At 72.0% G+C, this 18,067-nt stretch carries 17 protein-coding genes; 10 read left to right on the top strand and 7 right to left on the bottom strand.

Annotated elements, in window-relative coordinates; translation table 11 throughout:
- Positions 1-112 precede the first annotated feature (112 nt).
- The 4 genes from MUK52_RS08405 to MUK52_RS08390 form a co-directional block, all read right to left on the bottom strand.
- Complete coding sequence (locus tag MUK52_RS08405; RefSeq protein ID WP_114054395.1) at positions 113-1,195, bottom strand: hypothetical protein; 1,083 nt, start codon at positions 1,193-1,195, stop codon at positions 113-115.
- Positions 1,177-1,923, bottom strand: coding sequence for an ABC transporter ATP-binding protein (locus MUK52_RS08400; protein WP_114054396.1), 747 nt, complete (start codon positions 1,921-1,923; stop codon positions 1,177-1,179). Before MUK52_RS08400 ends, MUK52_RS08405 begins: the two co-directional genes overlap by 19 nt.
- A gap of 158 nt (positions 1,924-2,081) precedes the next feature.
- Positions 2,082-3,461: an aspartate aminotransferase family protein gene (locus MUK52_RS08395; RefSeq protein ID WP_174250354.1), complete on the bottom strand. Its 1,380-nt coding sequence runs from the start codon at positions 3,459-3,461 to the stop codon at positions 2,082-2,084.
- Complete coding sequence (locus MUK52_RS08390; RefSeq protein ID WP_114054398.1) at positions 3,446-3,949, bottom strand: Lrp/AsnC family transcriptional regulator; 504 nt, start codon at positions 3,947-3,949, stop codon at positions 3,446-3,448. Before MUK52_RS08390 ends, MUK52_RS08395 begins: the two co-directional genes overlap by 16 nt.
- 169 nt (positions 3,950-4,118) lie before the next feature.
- Between MUK52_RS08390 and MUK52_RS08385 the strand changes: the two genes are divergently transcribed.
- The 3 genes from MUK52_RS08385 (at position 4,119) to MUK52_RS08375 (ending at position 7,400) form a co-directional block, all read left to right on the top strand.
- Positions 4,119-5,558, top strand: coding sequence for a gamma-aminobutyraldehyde dehydrogenase (locus tag MUK52_RS08385; RefSeq protein ID WP_114054399.1), 1,440 nt, complete (start codon positions 4,119-4,121; stop codon positions 5,556-5,558).
- 106 nt (positions 5,559-5,664) lie between these two features.
- Positions 5,665-6,858 carry a polyamine ABC transporter substrate-binding protein gene (locus MUK52_RS08380; RefSeq protein WP_114054400.1) on the top strand — a complete coding sequence of 398 codons (1,194 nt, stop codon included), beginning with the start codon at positions 5,665-5,667 and terminating at the stop codon, positions 6,856-6,858.
- A 71-nt stretch (positions 6,859-6,929) separates the two neighbouring features.
- On the top strand, positions 6,930-7,400 hold the full coding sequence (locus MUK52_RS08375) for a hypothetical protein (RefSeq protein WP_114054401.1): 471 nt from the start codon (positions 6,930-6,932) through the stop codon (positions 7,398-7,400).
- 27 nt (positions 7,401-7,427) lie between these two features.
- Here MUK52_RS08375 and MUK52_RS08370 read toward each other — a convergent pair whose 3' ends face one another.
- Positions 7,428-8,117 (bottom strand): glycerophosphodiester phosphodiesterase, encoded by a 690-nt coding sequence (locus MUK52_RS08370; RefSeq protein ID WP_284575386.1) that lies wholly within the window; start codon positions 8,115-8,117, stop codon positions 7,428-7,430.
- A 22-nt stretch (positions 8,118-8,139) separates the two neighbouring features.
- The gene (locus tag MUK52_RS08365; protein ID WP_114054403.1) at positions 8,140-9,165 is read right to left on the bottom strand and encodes an adenosine deaminase; all 1,026 of its coding nucleotides are present in this window, start codon (positions 9,163-9,165) and stop codon (positions 8,140-8,142) included.
- A gap of 104 nt (positions 9,166-9,269) precedes the next feature.
- Between MUK52_RS08365 and MUK52_RS08360 the strand changes: the two genes are divergently transcribed.
- On the top strand, positions 9,270-9,995 hold the full coding sequence (locus tag MUK52_RS08360) for a DUF4190 domain-containing protein (protein ID WP_162793128.1): 726 nt from the start codon (positions 9,270-9,272) through the stop codon (positions 9,993-9,995).
- Positions 9,996-10,005: 10 nt separating this feature from the next.
- On the opposite strand, the gene ybiA is transcribed toward MUK52_RS08360, so the two are convergent.
- On the bottom strand, positions 10,006-10,557 hold the full coding sequence (gene ybiA / locus MUK52_RS08355) for a riboflavin biosynthesis intermediates N-glycosidase (RefSeq protein ID WP_174250356.1): 552 nt from the start codon (positions 10,555-10,557) through the stop codon (positions 10,006-10,008).
- A 181-nt stretch (positions 10,558-10,738) separates the two neighbouring features.
- Here ybiA and MUK52_RS08350 point away from each other — a divergent pair, with 181 nt between their 5' ends.
- The 6 genes from MUK52_RS08350 to MUK52_RS08325 all read left to right on the top strand — a co-directional run bounded on the left by MUK52_RS08350 (position 10,739) and on the right by MUK52_RS08325 (position 17,932).
- Entirely contained in the window at positions 10,739-12,253 is a 1,515-nt protein-coding gene (locus MUK52_RS08350) for a gamma-aminobutyraldehyde dehydrogenase (RefSeq protein ID WP_114054406.1), read from the top strand.
- Positions 12,254-12,307: 54 nt separating this feature from the next.
- On the top strand, positions 12,308-13,558 hold the full coding sequence (locus MUK52_RS08345; protein ID WP_284575381.1) for a polyamine ABC transporter substrate-binding protein: 1,251 nt from the start codon (positions 12,308-12,310) through the stop codon (positions 13,556-13,558).
- Between the two features lie 62 nt (positions 13,559-13,620).
- Positions 13,621-14,772 carry an ABC transporter ATP-binding protein gene (locus MUK52_RS08340; protein WP_114054408.1) on the top strand — a complete coding sequence of 384 codons (1,152 nt, stop codon included), beginning with the start codon at positions 13,621-13,623 and terminating at the stop codon, positions 14,770-14,772.
- Complete coding sequence (locus MUK52_RS08335) at positions 14,769-15,698, top strand: ABC transporter permease (protein WP_114054409.1); 930 nt, start codon at positions 14,769-14,771, stop codon at positions 15,696-15,698. Before MUK52_RS08340 ends, MUK52_RS08335 begins: the two co-directional genes overlap by 4 nt.
- Positions 15,698-16,492 carry an ABC transporter permease gene (locus MUK52_RS08330; RefSeq protein WP_114054410.1) on the top strand — a complete coding sequence of 265 codons (795 nt, stop codon included), beginning with the start codon at positions 15,698-15,700 and terminating at the stop codon, positions 16,490-16,492. The genes MUK52_RS08335 and MUK52_RS08330 overlap by 1 nt, the downstream gene beginning before the upstream one ends.
- A gap of 21 nt (positions 16,493-16,513) precedes the next feature.
- Positions 16,514-17,932 (top strand): NAD(P)/FAD-dependent oxidoreductase, encoded by a 1,419-nt coding sequence (locus MUK52_RS08325; protein WP_114054411.1) that lies wholly within the window; start codon positions 16,514-16,516, stop codon positions 17,930-17,932.
- Positions 17,933-18,067 lie beyond the last annotated feature (135 nt).

Raw genomic sequence — 18,067 nt, 5'->3', positions numbered from 1 at the left:
GAGGGCTCCGATCACTTCGGGCAGGTTGTGCGTACCACTGCCAGACGTGCGAAATGCCCCGGGAGGTTGCCTCGTACGGCCGTTTCGTCCCGCGGTGCCGGCGGGGGAGCGGTCAGCCGGTCAGCGCCAGGGAGGTCAGCCGGGCGATGCCCCAGCAGACGGGCAGGCAGACGGCGAGCAGGGCGGCGGCCCGCACGGTGGCGGCGGTGCGGAGCACGCTGCCGGGGGCGCCGAGGTCGGCGAGCGCGGCCCGGCTCGCGGCGCGGGCCTGGCGGACTTCGACGGCGGCGGCGAGCAGGGTGGCGGCCGCGCAGAGGACGGTGAGTGCGAAGGCGGGGGCGGTCAGCGGGCCCAGCGGGGCGCTGATGCCGGCGATGCCGCCGCGGCCGGGCAGGGCGGCGGCGATCGCGGCGGTGCCGGCGGCGCACAGGACGCCGAGGGGGCGGCCCAGCCGGGACGCCTCCTCCTGGAGGGTGCGCCCGGCCAGGAGCCGGAGGGCGCCGGGGCGGACGGCCTGGACCAGGGCGCCGCAGGCGTACGCGAGCCCCGGCCCGGCGAGGACCAGCCCGGCGGCGGTGAGCGCCCAGCCGGCCGGGAGTCCGCCGCCGGCGGGTCCGGCGTGGCCGAGGACGGCGAGCCCGCAGGCGGCGAGGGCGATGCCCCAGGGCAGCCCGGCCGCCGGTGCGGCGGGGGTGCGGGGCCGCAGTGTGAGCGCGGCGGCGGCTGCCGAGGCGGCGAGGGGGGTGAGGGCCAGCAAGGTGAGGGCGGCGGCCAGCGGCAGCGGCCGGTCGGCGTGGAGCAGGGCGGCGCCCGCGCCGTCGAAGGGGAGTCCGCCGAGGTCGCCGCGCAGGTGGAGGAAGGCGGCGAGGGCGAGGGCGCTGCCGAGGGTGCAGGCGACGGCGGTGGAGGCGGCGGCTGCCAGGGCGAGGTGCAGCGGCCCGAGCCCGACGGCGTCCATGCCCTCGCGGGGGCGGGTGGCGGGGTCGGTGCGGGCGGTGCGGACGGCGAGGTGGACGGTGGCGGCGAGGGGGAGCAGCGCCCACAGCAGGCGCGGGAACGATCCGGCAGGCCGGGCCGTGGCCTCGGCGAGGACGTACAGCAGCAGGAAGCCGCTGCCCGCGGCCGCGGCGGCGACGAGCAGGCGGCGCAGCTGGACGAGCGGGCGGGAGCCGCGGGTCAGGCGGAGAGTGAGCACGCGGCCTGGCCTTCCGGGGTGTCGCCGGGCGCGCCGGGGCCCGCCGCGGCGGGGCGGCCGTCGAGGAGGGGGAGGGACCGGTCGGCGGTGGCCGCGGTGTCCTCGCCGTGGCCGGCGAGGACCACGGTGATGCCGTGGGAGCGGGCCGCTGTGGTGAGGGTGCGCAGCAGCATGGCCCGTTCGGCGCGGTGCAGGGGGGCGGTCGGCTCGTCGGCGAAGACGACGGCCGGCTCGTGGACGAGGGCCCGCGCGAGGGCGGCGCGCTGGGCCTCGGCGCGCGTCAGGGCGCCGGGCCGCTTGCGGGCCAGGCCGCCGATGTCGAGGCGGTCGAGCCATTCGCAGGCGGTCCGCCTGGCGGTGCGGTGCGCGGTGCCGGCGACGAGCAGCGGCAGGGCGGCGTTCTCCCACACGGTGAGTTCGGGCAGCAGCGCCGGCTCGGGGCCGATCCAGCCGAACCGGTCGCGGCGCAGCCGTTCGCGGGCGAGGGCGCCCAGGGTGTGGACGGGTACGCCGTCGAACCAGACCCCGCCGTCCCGGGGGACCAGCCGGCCGGAGAGGCAGTGCAGCAGCGTGGTCTTGCCGCTGCCGCGCGGTCCGGTCACGGCGAGGACCTCGCCCCGGCGGACGCCGACCGACACCCCGGCGATGCCGGGGGAGCCGTCGTGGGAGTAGTGGACGGACCGGGCCCAGAGCACGTCGCTGTCCGGTGGAGCCTCCATGGCGTACACCTCCGTCCGGGGAACGAAGCGGAGCCCCTTCGGTCACTGGCGTCCGCACTGAGATGTAAGGAGACGGAGGCCGGGATCGGCGACAGCACACGGCCCGGGTGCCCCGTTCCCACTCGAACGGGGCACCCGGGCCGTGGCGTACGGTCCTGCGGGTCCGTCTACAGCTTGGTCCACGCCTCGGTGAGCACGGAGCGCAGGATCCCCTCGATCTCGTCGAAGGTCCCCTGGTCCGCGATCAGCGGCGGGGCCAGCTGCACGACCGGGTCGCCGCGGTCGTCGGCCCGGCAGTACAGGCCGTTGTCGAAGAGCGCCTTGGAGAGGAAGCCGTACAGGACGCGCTCGGTCTCCTCGTCGGAGAAGGACTCCTTGGTGGTCTTGTCCTTGACGAGCTCGATGCCGTAGAAGTACCCGTTGCCGCGGACGTCGCCGACGATCGGCAGGTCGTGCAGCTTCTGGAGGGTCTTCAGGAAGGCGCCCTCGTTGTCCAGCACGTGCTGGTTGAGGCCTTCCTTGTCGAAGATGTCGAGGTTGGCGAGGGCCACCGCGGAGGACACCGGGTGCCCGCCGAAGGTGTAGCCGTGCAGGAAGGTGTTGCTGCCCTTGTAGAAGGGCTCGGCGACGCGGTCGGAGACGATGCAGGCGCCGATCGGGGAGTAGCCCGAGGTCATGCCCTTCGCGCAGGTGATCATGTCCGGTACGTAGCCGAACTTGTCGCAGGCGAACATCGTGCCGAGGCGGCCGAAGGCGCAGATCGTCTCGTCGGAGACGAGGAGCACGTCGTACGTGTCGCAGATCTCGCGGACCCGCTGGAAGTAGCCGGGCGGCGGCGGGAAGCAGCCGCCGGCGTTCTGCACGGGCTCCAGGAAGACGGCGGCGACGGTGTCGGCGCCCTCGAAGAGGATCTGCTGCTCGATCTGGTCGGCGCACCAGCGGCCGAAGGCCTCGGGGTCGTCGCCGTGGATCGGGGCGCGGTAGATGTTGGTGTTCGGCACCTTGTGCGCGCCGGGGACCAGCGGCTCGAAGGGGGCCTTCAGGGCCGGCAGGCCGGTGATCGACAGGGCGCCCTGCGGGGTGCCGTGGTAGGCGACCGCGCGGGAGATGACCTTGTACTTGGTCGGCTTGCCCTGGAGCTTGTAGTACTGCTTGGCGAGCTTCCAGGCGGTCTCGACGGCCTCGCCGCCGCCGGTGGTGAAGAACACCTTGTTCAGGTCGCCCGGGGCGTAGTCCGCGAGGCGCTCGGCGAGCTCCACGGCCTTGGGGTGGGCGTAGGACCACACGGGGAAGAAGGCGAGCTCCTGGGCCTGCCGGTAGGCGACCTCGGCGAGCTCCTTGCGGCCGTGACCGGCGTTGACCACGAAGAGGCCGGCAAGGCCGTCGAGGTAGCGCTTGCCCTTGTCGTCGTAGATGTAGGTGCCCTCGCCGCGCACGATGGTGGGGACGGGGGAGTTCTCGTACGACGACATCCGGGTGAAGTGCATCCACAGGTGGTCGTACGCGGTTTTGGACAGGTCCTGGGTCACGGTTATCGGGTTCCCCACATGTAGGTCTGCTTCTTCAGCTTCAGGTAAACGAAGCTTTCGGTGGATCGCACGCCGGGGAGCGCGCGGATCTTCTTGTTGATCGTCTCCAGCAGGTGGTCGTCGTCCTCGCAGACGATTTCCACCATCAGGTCGAAGGAGCCCGCGGTCATCACCACGTACTCGCACTCGGCCATCTGGGCCAGTGCGTCGGCCACCGGGTCGACGTCGCCCTCGACGTTGATGCCGACCATGGCCTGGCGCCGCAGACCCACGGTGAGCGGGTCGGTGACGGCGACGATCTGCATGACGCCCTGGTCGAGCAGCTTCTGCACGCGCTGGCGCACGGCGGCTTCCGACAGGCCGACGGCCTTGCCGATCGCCGCGTAGGGACGGCGTCCGTCCTCCTGCAGTTGCTCGATGATCGCCAGCGACACAGCATCGACCGAAGGGGACGGCTGCCTGTTCCTGGAGTCTGCGCTTCGACTGGCCACGACCTCACTCTGCACGAGGAGTCCTCCGTTCCGCAAGACGAAATCAATGAAATCCGTTGTCCGGGCATCCCGATCTTACTGATTTCGTAGTTCGTGATGGGCGGCCCTGTCGAAAGCATCCGCCCAGGAGCTAGGCTTGGGATTCGTCTCAACCATTGGACATGTGATCAGGAGTGTGGCTGTAGTGACCACCGAACTGCGTCGTCTGCGCAACTACATCGGCGGGGAGTTCAAGGACGCCGCCGACGGGCGGACCACCGACGTGGTCAACCCGGCCACCGGCGAGGTGTACGCCACCGCCCCGCTGTCCGGCCAGGCCGACGTCGACGCCGCCATGGCCGCCGCCGCGGCCGCCTTCCCGGGCTGGCGCGACACCACGCCCTCCGAGCGGCAGAAGGCCCTCCTCAAGATCGCCGACGCCTTCGAGGCGCGCGCCGAGGAGCTGGTCGCCGCCGAGTCGGAGAACACCGGCAAGCCGCTGGGCCTGACCGCCAGCGAGGAGCTGCCCCCGATGGTGGACCAGATCCGCTTCTTCGCGGGCGCGGCCCGCCTGCTGGAGGGCCGCTCCGCCGGCGAGTACATGGACGGGATGACCTCGATCATCCGCCGCGAGCCGGTCGGCGTCTGCGCCCAGGTCGCCCCGTGGAACTACCCGATGATGATGGCCGTGTGGAAGTTCGCCCCGGCCATCGCCGCGGGCAACACCGTGGTGCTCAAGCCCTCGGACACCACCCCGGCCTCCACCGTCCTGATGGCCGAGATCATCGACTCGATCCTGCCCAAGGGCGTCTTCAACGTCGTCTGCGGCGACCGCGAGACCGGCAAGGCCATGGTCGAGCACGCCGTCCCGGCGATGGCCTCCATCACCGGCTCCGTCCGCGCCGGCATGCAGGTCGCCGAGAGCGCGTCGAAGGACGTCAAGCGCGTCCACCTGGAGCTCGGCGGCAAGGCGCCCGTCGTGGTCTTCGAGGACGCCGACATCGCCAAGGCCGTCGAGGACATCGCCGTCGCCGGCTACTTCAACGCCGGCCAGGACTGCACCGCCGCCACCCGCGTCCTCGTGCACGAGTCCGTCCACGACGAGTTCGTGGCCGCCCTCGCCAAGGCCGCCGCCGACACCAAGACCGGCGCCCCGGACGACGAGGACGTCCTCTACGGCCCCCTGAACAACCCCAACCAGCTGGCGCAGGTCGCGGGCTTCATCGACCGCCTGCCGGCGCACGCCAAGGTGGAGGCCGGCGGCCACCGCGTCGGCGAGAAGGGCTACTTCTACGCCCCGACCGTCGTCTCCGGCCTCAAGCAGGACGACGAGATCGTCCAGAACGAGGTCTTCGGCCCCGTCATCACCGTCCAGTCCTTCGCGGACGAGGCCCAGGCGCTGGAGTACGCGAACGGCGTCGAGTACGCCCTCGCCTCCTCCGTGTGGACCAAGGACCACGCCCGCGCGATGCGCATGTCCAAGCACCTCGACTTCGGCTGCGTGTGGATCAACACCCACATCCCGCTCGTCGCCGAGATGCCGCACGGCGGCTTCAAGAAGTCCGGCTACGGCAAGGACCTCTCCGCGTACGGCTTCGAGGACTACACCCGCATCAAGCACGTGATGACCTCGCTCGACGGCTGACGCCGGGCCGCGGCCGGAGGGGCTGGTCAACCCGGCCCCGCACGGGGGCGGGCAGTGGACAATGTGTCCATTGCCCGCCCCCTCCGCGTTCCCCGAGGCTTCACCCATGCCCGCTCCCGACCCCTCCCGCCGCCGCGTCACGCGCCGCGCGGCGCTGCGCGGCCTCGGCGCCGCCGGCCTCCTCTCGGCCCTCGCCGGCTGCGGCGTGCCCTCCGCGTACGTCCCCGAGGACCGCCGGGCGGGCGCGGACCGCTCCGCGCGCGAGCGGAGCCTCTCCTTCGCCAACTGGCCGATGTACATAGACACCGATGCCGAGGACGGGGAACGCCGGCCCACGCTGGAGGCGTTCACGGAGCGCACCGGCATCGGCGTCCGGTACACCGAGGAGATCAACGACAACGACGAGTTCTTCGGCAAGGTCGGCCCCGCCCTGATGAACCGCCAGGAGACCGGACACGACCTGGTGGTGGTCAGCGACTGGATGGCCGCCCGCTTCGTCCGCCTGGGCTGGGCGCAGGCGATGGACCGCGCCCGCCAGCCGAACGTCGCCGAACACCTCGACCCGCAGCTGCGCTCGCCGGCCTTCGACGCAGGGCGCCTGCACACCGTGCCCTGGCAGTCCGGCATCACCGGGATCGCCTACAACCGCAGGGCCCTCGGCCGGGAGATCCGGTCGGTGCGGGACCTGTGGCACCCGGACCTCGCGGGCCGCGTCACCCTCTTCTCGGGCCTCGACGAGTCGTTCGCGCTGCTGATGCAGGGCAACGGGGTGGACGTCACCCGCTGGACCGAGGCGGACTTCCACCGGATGTGCGACCAGGTCGAGGAGCTGGTGCGCCGCAGGCACATCCGCCGCTTCACCGGCAACGACTACACCTCCGACCTAGGCAAGGGGGACGTGCTGGCCTGCCAGGCCTACTCGGGCGACGCGGTCCAACTGCAGGCCGACAACCCGGACATCGCGTTCGTCGTGCCGGAGGAGGGCGGCGAGCTGTGGGCGGAGAGCCTCCTCGTCCCCAACCTGGCCCGCCACAAGGCCAATGCGGAGGCGCTGATCGACCACTACTACGCCCCGGAGGTGGCGGCGGAGCTGGCGGCTGCCGTCGCCTACGTCTGCCCGGTGCCGGCGGCCCGCGAGGTGCTGGCCGCCTCGCCGGACCGGGAGACGGCGGAACTCGCCGAGAACCCGCTGGTCTTCCCCGACGACGCGATGCGCGGGCGGCTCGCCGTGGCCCGGGACGTCACGGCGGCGGAGCGCCGCACACTGGCCGGCCGCTGGAACGCCCTCGTCGGGATGTGATCACCAGCACAGAATTGAACACGTTCGAAGAATTTGCTGAACATGTTCAACTCCGGGCGTAGGGTACTGCCATGAGTGAGAGAAACGCCCTCCAACGGCGGATCCGTGCCTGGCTCGTCCTGTTCGTCGTCTGCCTGGTCCTCAGCGGGCTCACCGCGTTCCCCCTGGTCACCGAGGTGCGCCTGGCCAACTCCCTGATCGGGCACGAGTGGCTGGCCCGGGTCGGCGAGGGCCTCGACACGGCCGACGCCCGGTACCCGTTCCTCCTGTACGGCACCGACTGGCTGGCCTTCGCCCACCTCGTGATCGCGGTCTTCTTCTACGGGGTCCTGCGCGACCCCGTCCGCAACATCTGGATCATCGAGGCCGGAATGATCGCCTGCGCCGGCATCGTCCCGCTCGCCCTGATCTGCGGCCAGATCCGCGGCATCCCCCTCGGATGGCGCCTCATCGACATCTCGTTCGGGGTCTTCGGCATCATCCCGCTCCTGTTCCTGCGGCGCCTCGTCAAGCGCCTGGAGGCCCTGCCCGCCGCCGCGTGACGGCAGCGCCGCCGAAGACCGGCCGGCTCAGCGGCCGGCCGCGGCGCGCACCGCCGCCAGGGCGTCGATCCGGTCCGTGGTGATCGCGTCCACGCCCGCCGCAGCCAGCCGGCGCATCGTCCGCTTCGTGTCGGCGGTCCACGCCGAGACCCGCAGCCCGTCCCGGTGCAGCGCCTCCACCAGCCCGCGGTCCACCAGCCCGAAGCGGTAGTTCAGCCAGGCCGGCGCCACCGCGTCGATCAGCACCCGGCGCGGCGGCGACAGCGTCGTCCACGTCAGCGCGATCTCCGCCGCCCGGTCGGCGGCCCGCACGGCCAGCATCGTGTTCGGGCCCGCGCAGTAGTAGACGCGCTCCCGCGCCCCGCACTCGCCGACCAGGCCGACGACCCTCCGCACCGCCTCCGGGGCGGCGCCCGGCAGGTCCAGCAGCAGGCGCCCCGGCCCCGCCTCGGCGAGAGCCTGACGCAGCGTCGGCACCCCGCCCTGCGTCAGCTCCGCCAGCTGGGCGGCCGTCACCTCGTCGAGCCGCACGTCGTGTCCCCACAGCCGCTGCAGCGTCTCGTCGTGGAGGAGGACCGCCTCCCCGTCGCGGGTCAGCCGTACGTCGACCTCGACCGCGTCCGCGCCGAGCGCGAACGCCGACCGGATCGACGGGAGCGTGTTCTCGGGGAAGCGGTGGGGATCGCCGCGGTGGGCGACGGCCGTCAGGGTGCGCATGCCGCCCATTGTCCCGCGGCCGTCAGCGTGCGAGCCACGCCTCGGTGTACGTGTCGATCTCCTGCGCGATCCGAGCCTTGCCCGCGGTGTCGAGGAAGGACGCCTCCACCGCGTTCTTCGCGAGTGCGGCGAGGCCGCGCTCGTCGAGGCCGAGCAGCCGGGCGGCCACCGCGTACTCGTTGTTGAGGTCCGTGCCGAACATCGGCGGGTCGTCGCTGTTGACGGTGACGAGCACGCCCGCCTGCACCATCTCCCGGACCGGGTGCCGGTCCAGGTCCTCCACGGCGCGGGTCGCGATGTTCGAGGTCGGGCAGACCTCCAGGGCGATGCGGTGCTCCGCCAGGTGGGCCAGCAGCGCGGGGTCCCGAACGGCGCTCGTGCCGTGGCCGATCCGCTCGGCGCCGAGGTCGCGCAGGGCGTCCCAGATGGTCTGCGGGCCGGTGGTCTCGCCGGCGTGCGGGACGCTGTGCAGGCCGGCGGCGCGGGCGGCGTCGAAGTACGGCTTGAACTGCGTGCGGGGCACGCCGATCTCGGGCCCGCCGAGGCCGAAGGAGACCAGCCCCTCCGGGCGCAGGTCGACGGCGAGGCGGGCGGTCTCCGCGGCGGCCTCCAGGCCGGCCTCGCCGGGGATGTCGAAGCACCAGCGCAGCACGATCCCCAACTCGGCCTCGGCCGCGCGCCGGGCGTCCTCGATCGCCTCCATGAACGCCTTCTCCTCGATGCCGCGGCGCGTGGAGGAGTAGGGCGTGATGGTCAGTTCCGCGTAGCGGATGTTCTGCCGGGCCATGTCGCGGGCGACTTCGAACGTCAGCGTGCGGACGTCGTCGGGCGTGCGGACCAGGTCGACCACGGACAGGTAGACCTCGATGAAGTGCGCGAAGTCGGTGAAGGTGAAGTAGTCGGCGAGCGCCTCCGGGTCGGTCGGCACCCTGGAGTCGGGGTGCCGCGCGGCCAGTTCGGCGACGATGCGGGGGGAGGCCGAGCCGACGTGGTGCACGTGCAGCTCCGCCTTGGGCAGCCCTGCGATGAAGGGGGTCAGGTCGGGCACGACGGGCCTCCGGGGGACGGTGCGGACGGATCGGCCCCCATCGTAGGCAGCAGGGATCCCCCGGCGGGACGGCATAGCATGGCCGTACGAGAGGGGGGTGCTGCATGACCGACAAGAGCCCTGACCCGAGGGACCCGTGGGCCCTGCCGGAGGGGTCGGCAGCGGATCCGGGGAGGCCGCAGGGCGCCCCCGGGGTGCCCGGCCCGCCGTCCGTCCACGACCAGCCCACGCTCGCCGGGATGCCCGGCGCCGGGGTGCCGCCCGCGCCGCCTGCGCCGCTCCCCGGGCCGTACGCGTCCCCCGCGCCCGGACCGGCCCCCGTACCGCCCGCGTACGCCTATCCCGCCCCGCCGGCGTCCGGCATGCCCGGCGTCCCGGGCGCGCCCGGGTACGCCTACCCGGGGCCGGCGTCCGTGCCCGCGCCCCCGGCGTACGCGCAGCAGCCGTACGGCCCGCAGCCCTTCGCCCCCCAGGCGTACCCCGGCGCCGGACCCCTCGGCCACCCCCTGTACGGCGCCCAGCCGCGCAACGGCTTCGGCGTCGCCGCGCTCGTGCTCGGCATCGTCGCGGTCGTCGGGTGCGCCCTGAACTTCATCGCCGTCGGCCTCGGCGTCGCGGCGATCGTCTTCGGCGTGCTCGGCCGCAGCCGGGCGGCCCGCGGGGAGGCCACCAACGGCGGCATGGCGCTGGCCGGCCTCATCCTCGGCGTCACGGGCGCCCTCCTCGGCGCGCTCATGCTGGCGTTCGCCGTCGCCGGCTTCCTGCAGGGCGAGTCCGGCTCCGGGACCGACAGCCCGTACTCGGACACCCGCATGCGCGAGAAGGTCTGACCGGGGCCGGCTACTCCCCGGCGAGGAGCCGCTCGCGGGCCTCCATCAGGGCGAACCCGAGCAGGTTCAGCCCGCGCCAGCGGGCCGGGTCCAGAGCCCGCTCGTCGTCCGCGGCGAGCCCGATGCCCCAGACGCGGTCCATCGGGCTCGCCTCGACGAGCACGCGCCGCCCCGTCGAGAGCAGGTAGCCGGTCAGCTCGGGCGTGGAGCGGAACTTGTGCAGGCTGCCCTCCACGACGATCCCGAAGCGCTCCCGCTCCCACACGGCCTCGTCGAAGCCGCGGACAAGCCGCCCCGCCTTCTTCGCCTCCGCCGGCGTCGCCGCGGCCAGCACGGCGCGCCCGGCCTCCGCGTCCCCGAACAGGCGGGCCTTCCCGGCCATCATCCAGTGCTCCGCCGTCTCGTAGCGGACGCCGTCCACGGTGAACGGAGACGGCCACCACTGGCTCAGGCAGCTCGGGCCGAGCGAGCCGTCCGACCGGGGCCGGTGCCCCCAGAACGGCAGGAACTTCACCCGGTCACCTCGGCTGACCTGCTCGATCAACTTGTCGATCTTCTCCATGCACGGGAGTCTGGCAGTCTCCACGGACACTTCGTACGGGATTTGCGGGGTGTCTCGACACATGGTCGACCGATTCCGTCGCGTAATCAAAAGGCAACAACGGAATCCCTTGGCCGCGGGTAACACCTCTGTCAGGATCGGCACTCCAATCGAGCTGAAGCCACGAGAGCGTGAGAGCGTGATGGGTAATCGCTTCCAGGTTGAGGAACGCTTCGCCGACGGCGCGCAGTACATCGGCGGCAGGCCGTCACACGGCAGCTCCGGCCGGTCCCACACCGTGGTCGACCCGGCGACGGGCAAGGAGGTGCTGACCTACGCCCTCGCCTCCGCCGCCGACGTCGACGCGGCCGTCGCCGCGGCCGAAGGCGCCTTCCCGGCCTGGTCCGGCGCCACCCCCGGGGAGCGCTCCGAGGCCCTGCACCGGCTGGCGTCCGTCCTCGCCGGGCAGGCGGAGGACCTCGCCTGCGCAGAGTCCCTCCAGTGCGGCAAGCCGATCAGGCTGTCCCGCGAGTTCGACGTGCCGGGCACCCTCGACAACACGGCGTTCTTCGCCGGGGCCGCCCGCCACCTCCAGGGCCAGGCCGCCGCCGAGTACTCGGGCGACCACACCTCGTACGTACGCCGCGAGGCCATCGGCGTCGTCGGCTCCATCGCCCCCTGGAACTACCCCCTCCAGATGGCCGCCTGGAAGATCCTCCCGGCCATCGCCGCGGGCAACACCGTCGTCCTCAAGCCCGCCGAGACCACCCCCCTCACCTCCCTGATGTTCGCGCGGGCCGCGACGGAGGCGGGCATCCCGGACGGCGTCGTCAACATCGTCACCGGGGCCGGCCGCGACGCCGGCGAGCACCTCGTCGGCCACCCCGGCGTCGCCATGACCTCCTTCACCGGCTCCACCGCTGTCGGCAGGCGCGTCGCCGAGATCGCCACCGCCTCCGTCAAGCGGCTCCACCTGGAGCTCGGCGGCAAGGCGCCCTTCGTCGTCTTCGACGACGCCGACCCGGAGGCCGCCGCCCACGGCGCCGTCGCCGCCTCCCTGATCAACAGCGGCCAGGACTGCACCGCCGCCACCCGCGCGTACGTCCAGCGCCCGCTGTACGAGGCCTTCACCGCCCGCGTCGCCGAGCTGATGGAGGGCGTCCGCCTCGGCGACCCCTTCGACCCCTCCACCGACCTGGGCCCCCTCGTCTCCCACGCCCACCGCGACCGCGTCGCCGCCTTCGTCGAGCGGGCCCGCGGCTACGCCACCGTCGTCACCGGCGGCTCCGCCCCCGGCGGCGCCCTCGCCGGAGGCGCCTACTACCGGCCCACCCTCATCACCGGCGCGCCGCAGGACAGCGAGGCCGTCCAGGCCGAGATCTTCGGACCGGTCCTCGCCGTGCTCCCCTTCGACACCGACGACGAGGGCCTCGCCCTCGCCAACGACACCCCCTACGGCCTCGCCGCCTCCGCCTGGACCCGCGGCGTCTACCGTGCCAACCGCGCGACCCGCGAGCTCAGGGCGGGCTGCGTGTGGATCAACGACCACATCCCGATCATCAGCGAGATGCCCCACGGCGGCTACAAGGCGAGCGGCTTCGGAAAGGACATGAGCTCGTACTCCTTCGAGGAGTACACGCAGGTCAAGCACGTCATGTATGACAACACGGCGGTGGCGGCCAAGGACTGGCACCGCACGATCTTCGGGGACCGATAGCAGCAGCAGGGCCCGCACGACCAGCGGCCCGCCCATCCCGAAAGGGCACAGTCCATGCAGCACAACGAGCCCGACCGGCTCTCCGCGGCACAGCTCGCCGCGATGCGGCGCAGCCTCACCAGCGGGCGCGGCGCCCTCACGCGCCGCTCGCTGCTGCGCGCCTCCGGCGCCGGGGCGCTCACCCTCGGCGGCCTGGCGTCGATGTCCGCGTGCGGCATCCCGCCCGCGAAGCGCGGCGCCGAGGACGCCGCGGCGTCCGAGGACCGCTCGGAGGCGGAGAAGGTCGTCAACTTCTCCAACTGGACCGAGTACATGGACGTCAGCGACGACGAGAAGGTCCACCCGACGCTGGAGGAGTTCACCAGGCGGACGGGCATCAAGGTCAACTACACCGAGGACATCAACGACAACGTCGAGTTCTTCGGCAAGATCCGCCCCCAGCTGGCGGCGGGCCAGGACACCGGCCGGGACCTGATCGTCGTCACCGACTGGCTCGCGGCCCGCATCATCCGCCTCGGCTGGGCGCAGAAACTCGACCCCTCCCACCTGCCGCACGCCTTCGCCAACCTGATCCCGCAGTACCGCAGCCCCGACTGGGACCCGGGCCGCGCGCACAGCTACCCGTGGACCGGCATCAACACGGTCATCGCCTACAACACCAAGGCGACGGGCGGCAGGAAGGTCGACTCCGTCACCCAGATGCTCGACGACCCCACCCTCAAGGGCCGGGTCGGCTTCCTCAGCGAGATGCGCGACACGGTCGGCATGACCCTCCTCGACCAGGGCAAGTCCCCGGAGTCCTTCACCACCGCCGACTACGACGCGGCCATCGCCCGGCTGCAGAAGGGCGTGGACAGCAAGCAGATCCGCCGCTTCACCGGCAACGACTACACCGCGGACCTGGACAAGGGCGACCTGGCGGCCTGCCTGGCCTGGGCCGGCGACGTCATCCAGCTCCAGGCGGACAACCCGGACATCCAGTACGCGATTCCTGCCGTGGGCTACATCACCTCCAGCGACAACCTGCTCGTGCCGGCCCGCGCCCGGCACAAGACCAACGCCGAGAAGCTGATCGACTTCTACTACGAGCCCCCGATCGCCGCCCAGCTCGCCGCCTTCATCAGCTACGTGTGCCCGGTCGCGGGGGTCAGGGACGACCTTGCGAAAATCGATCCCGCGCTCGCGGACAACCCCCTGATCATCCCCGACGAGGAGATGGCCGCCAGGGCCCATGCCTTCCGCATGCTCACCAGCGAGGAAGAGACCGCGTACGAGGAGAAGTTCGCCAAGCTCATCGGAGCCTGACGGACCCCGTGCCGGCACCCCCGCCCTCTTCCGACGAACACCACCACCGAAGGCCGCGACCCATGACTGACAAGACCGCGGGCGGAGATGTCCGCCTCGCCGGGATCAGCAAGCACTACGGCACCTTCACGGCCGTGCACCCCCTCGACCTGACCATCCCGCAGGGCTCGTTCTTCGCCCTGCTCGGCGCCTCCGGCTGCGGGAAGACCACCACCCTGCGGATGATCGCCGGCCTGGAGGAGCCCTCCACCGGCACCGTCCACCTCGGCGACCGCGACGTCACGCAGCTGCCCCCGTACAAGCGCCCCGTCAACACGGTCTTCCAGAGCTACGCCCTCTTCCCGCACCTGAGCATCCACGAGAACGTCGCCTTCGGGCTGCGCCGCCGCGGCATCAAGTCCGTCAGGAAGCAGGTCGAGGACATGCTGGAGCTCGTCGAGCTCGGCCAGTTCGCCCAGCGCAAGCCGCACCAGCTCTCCGGCGGCCAGCAGCAGCGCGTCGCGGTCGCCCGCGCGCTCATCAACCACCCCCAGGTGCTCCTCCTCGACGAGCCCCTCGGCGCCCTCGACCTCAAGCTGCGCCGCCAGATGCAGCTGGAGCTCAAGCGGATCCAGACCGAGGTCGGCATCACGTTCGTGCACGTCACGCACGACCAGGAGGAGGCCATGACCATGGCCGACACCGTGGCGGTGATGAACGGCGGCCGCGTCGAGCAGATGGGCGCCCCCGCCGAGCTGTACGAGAACCCGCGCACCACGTTCGTCGCGAACTTCCTCGGCACATCCAACCTGATCGAGGCCGAGGTCCTGGAGGCCGGCGGCGACGAGGTCGCCGTCACGTCGGCGGGCACCAGGCTCCGGCTTCCCCGGGCCCGCTGCTCGACCGCCCCGAAGGCCGGCGGCCGGCTCCTGGTCGGGGTGCGCCCCGAGAAGATCTCCCTGGTGCCCGCGGCCGAGGAGGGAGCCGTCGCGGCAGGCCGGAACAAGGTCGCCGGGCGGATCGCCGACTCCTCCTTCATCGGCGTGTCCACCCAGTTCGTCATCGACAGCCCCGTCTGCCCGGAGCTGGAGGTGTACGTGCAGAACATCGAGCGCGACGACCGCCTGGTCCCCGGCGCCGAGGTCGTCCTGCACTGGAACCCGGAGCACACCTTCGGGCTGGACGCCGCGCAGGACATCGACGCGGGAGTCGAGACGGTCGAGGAGGGCGCATGACCGCCACCGCGGCGCCGCCCGAGGCCCCCGCCCCGGCCGAGCCACCCGTCCACCGGCCGTCCCTGCGCAAGCGGCTCGTCCCGTACTGGCTGCTGCTGCCCGGCATCCTGTGGCTGCTCGTCTTCTTCGTCCTGCCGATGGCCTACCAGGCCTCCACCTCGGTGCAGACCGGCTCCCTCGAAGAGGGCTTCGAGGTCACCTGGCACTTCCGCACCTACTGGGACGCCCTCGCCGAGTACTACCCCCAGTTCCTGCGCTCCCTGCTGTACGCCGGCACCGCCACCCTGCTGTGCCTGCTCCTCGGCTACCCGCTGGCCTACCTGATCGCCTTCAAGGCGGGCCGCTGGCGCAACCTCCTGCTGGTACTGGTCATCGCGCCGTTCTTCACCAGCTTCCTGATCCGCACGCTGGCCTGGAAGACCATCCTGGCCGACGGCGGGCCCGTCGTCGCCGTCCTCAACAGCGTCGGCTTCCTCGACGTCACCAGCTGGCTCGGCCTGACCCAGGGCGAGCGCGTGCTCGCCACCCCGCTCGCGGTGGTCTGCGGCCTGACGTACAACTTCCTGCCCTTCATGATCCTGCCGCTGTACACCTCGCTGGAGCGCATCGACCCCCGCCTGCACGAAGCGGCCGGGGACCTGTACGCCCACCCCGCGACGACCTTCCGCAAGGTCACCTTCCCGCTGTCGATGCCGGGCGTGGTCTCCGGGACCCTGCTCACCTTCATCCCGGCGAGCGGCGACTACGTCAACGCCGAGCTGCTCGGCTCGACGGACACCCGGATGATCGGCAACGTCATCCAGTCCCAGTACCTGCGGATCCTCGACTACCCGACGGCCGCCGCACTGTCCTTCATCCTCATGGCCGCCGTGCTGGTCATGGTCACCATCTACATCCGCCGCGCGGGGACGGAGGACCTGGTCTGATGCGTTGGCTCCGCCGCAACCTCGTCACCGTCCTCGGCCTCCTGACCCTCGCGTACCTGGTCCTGCCGAACGTCGTCGTCACCGTCTTCTCGTTCAACAACCCCGCCGGGCGCTTCAACTACGCCTGGCAGGAGTTCTCCCTCGACGCCTGGAAGGACCCCTGCGGGGTCGCCGACCTGTGCGGCTCCCTCGCCCTGTCCCTCCAGATCGCCCTGTGGGCCACGCTCGGCGCGACCGCGCTCGGCACGGCCATCGCCTTCGCCCTGGTCCGCTACCGGTTCCGGGCGCGCGGCGCGGTCAACTCGCTGATCTTCATGCCGATGGCCATGCCCGAGATCGTCATGGCCGCCTCGCTGCTCGCCCTGTTCCTGAACATGGGCGTCGAGCTGGGCTTCCGGACGATCCTGATCGCCCACGTCATGTTCTGCCTCAGCTTCGTCGTCGCCGCCGTCAAGGCGCGCGTGCTGTCGATGGACCCCCGGCTGGAGGAGGCCGCCCGCGACCTCTACGCGAGCCCCCTGCAGACCTTCCTGCGGGTGACGCTGCCGATCGCGGCGCCGGGCATCGCGGCAGGCGCACTGCTCTCCTTCGCCCTGTCCTTCGACGACTTCATCATCACCAACTTCAACTCGGGCAACACCGTCACCTTCCCCATGTTCGTGTGGGGCTCGGCCCAGCGCGGTACGCCCGTGCAGATCAACGTCATCGGCACGGCGATGTTCGTCATCGCGGTGCTCGTGGTCCTCGCCGCCCAGATCGTCGGCAACCGCCGGAAGAAAGCACAGCCCAAGTAACTCTGTAGGGAGTTGGAAGACATGGCCCCAGTCGCCATGCGAAGTGTTGCGAAATCCCTTTCCGAAGCACTGCCGGTCTCGTACTGGCTGGACGACCCCGGCAAGCCCCCCGCCCAGCCGGCCCTGACCTCCGACGAGGCCTGCGACCTGCTCGTCGTCGGCGGAGGCTACAGCGGCCTGTGGACGGCGCTGATCGCCAAGGAGCGCGACCCCGCCCGGGACGTCGTCCTCATCGAGTCGAAGGAGGCGGGCTGGGCCGCCTCCGGACGCAACGGCGGCTTCTGCGCCGCCTCCCTCACCCACGGCTTCGCCAACGGCCTGGCCCGCTGGCCCGGCGAACTCGCGAAGCTGGAGGAACTGGGCGCGCGCAACCTCGACGAGATCGAGGCGGCCGTCGCCCGCTACGGCATCGACTGCGACTTCGAGCGCACCGGCGAGATCGACGTCGCCACCGAGCCGCACCAGGTCGAGGAGCTCCGCGAGCTCCACCAGGAGGCCGAGAAGCTCGGCCTCGCGGACGGCATGCGCTGGCTCGACCGCGACGCCCTGCGCGCCGAGGTCGACTCGCCGACCTTCCTCGCCGGCCTGTGGGACACCGACGGCGTCGCCATGCTGAACCCCGCCCGGCTCGCCTGGGGCCTCAAGCAGGCCTGCCTCGGCCTCGGCGTGCGCATCTACGAGAACACCCGCGGCCTGTCGCTGGGCTCCTCCGGCGCCGGAATGGCCGTCCGCACCCCGTACGGTCGGATCTTCGCCCGGCGGGTCGCGCTCGGCACCAACATCTTCCCCTCGCTGGTCCGGCGGATCCGGCCGTTCACGGTCCCCGTCTACGACTACGCCCTCATGACCGAGCCGCTCACCGCCGACCAGCGAGAGGCCATCGGCTGGCAGAACCGCCAGGGCATGGGCGACAGCGCCAACCAGTTCCACTACTTCCGCATCACCCCGGACCACCGGATCCTGTGGGGCGGCTACGACGCCGTCTACCCGTACAAGGGGCGCCTGGACTCCGAGTACGACCACCGGCCGGAGACCTACCTCAAGCTGGCGCAGCACTTCTTCACGGCGTTCCCGCAGCTGGAGGGCGTCGGCTTCAGCCACGCCTGGGGCGGGGCGATCGACACCTGCTCCCGCTTCTCGGCGTTCTTCGGCACCGCGCACTCCGGCCGGGTCGCCTACGCGGCCGGCTACACCGGCCTCGGGGTCGGCGCCACGCGCTTCGGAGCCGACGTGATGCTGGACCTCCTCGACGGCGCGCGCACCGAGCGCACCGGGCTGGAGATGGTGCGGTCCAAGCCGATGCCGTTCCCGCCCGAGCCGTTCGCCTGGACGGGGATCACGCTGACCAAGTGGTCCCTGGCGCGGGCCGACGCACGCGGCGGCCGCCGCAACCTGTGGCTGAAGACCCTCGACCGGTTCGGCCTCGGCTTCGACAGCTGACGGCGTGACGGTCGCGGCCCGCCCCGGGGGAGTGACCCGGTTCACTCCCCCGGGGCGGGCGAACCCGCGTCATCGCCGCGGCCCGCCGCGCTCTCTCCGGGTGAGGAACCCCCACCTACAGGGAACGGAGGCCGG

Source organism: Streptomyces sp. 2P-4 (genome assembly GCF_030167965.1).
In the GTDB taxonomy this organism is placed as follows: Bacteria; Actinomycetota; Actinomycetes; order Streptomycetales; family Streptomycetaceae; genus Streptomyces; species Streptomyces globosus_A.
This window is presented reverse-complemented; position numbering and strand designations above follow the sequence as displayed.

Coding starts and splice junctions, on each gene's coding strand:
- MUK52_RS08375 (WP_114054401.1), top strand. CDS start 6,930: ATGAGTGAGAGAAACGCCCTCCAACGGCGGATCCGTGCCTGGCTCGTC.
- MUK52_RS08340 (WP_114054408.1), top strand. CDS start 13,621: ATGACTGACAAGACCGCGGGCGGAGATGTCCGCCTCGCCGGGATCAGC.
- MUK52_RS08380 (WP_114054400.1), top strand. CDS start 5,665: ATGCCCGCTCCCGACCCCTCCCGCCGCCGCGTCACGCGCCGCGCGGCG.
- MUK52_RS08350 (WP_114054406.1), top strand. CDS start 10,739: ATGGGTAATCGCTTCCAGGTTGAGGAACGCTTCGCCGACGGCGCGCAG.
- MUK52_RS08360 (WP_162793128.1), top strand. CDS start 9,270: ATGACCGACAAGAGCCCTGACCCGAGGGACCCGTGGGCCCTGCCGGAG.
- MUK52_RS08325 (WP_114054411.1), top strand. CDS start 16,514: ATGGCCCCAGTCGCCATGCGAAGTGTTGCGAAATCCCTTTCCGAAGCA.
- MUK52_RS08370 (WP_284575386.1), bottom strand. CDS start 8,117: ATGCGCACCCTGACGGCCGTCGCCCACCGCGGCGATCCCCACCGCTTC.
- ybiA (WP_174250356.1), bottom strand. CDS start 10,557: ATGGAGAAGATCGACAAGTTGATCGAGCAGGTCAGCCGAGGTGACCGG.
- MUK52_RS08345 (WP_284575381.1), top strand. CDS start 12,308: ATGCAGCACAACGAGCCCGACCGGCTCTCCGCGGCACAGCTCGCCGCG.
- MUK52_RS08330 (WP_114054410.1), top strand. CDS start 15,698: ATGCGTTGGCTCCGCCGCAACCTCGTCACCGTCCTCGGCCTCCTGACC.
- MUK52_RS08335 (WP_114054409.1), top strand. CDS start 14,769: ATGACCGCCACCGCGGCGCCGCCCGAGGCCCCCGCCCCGGCCGAGCCA.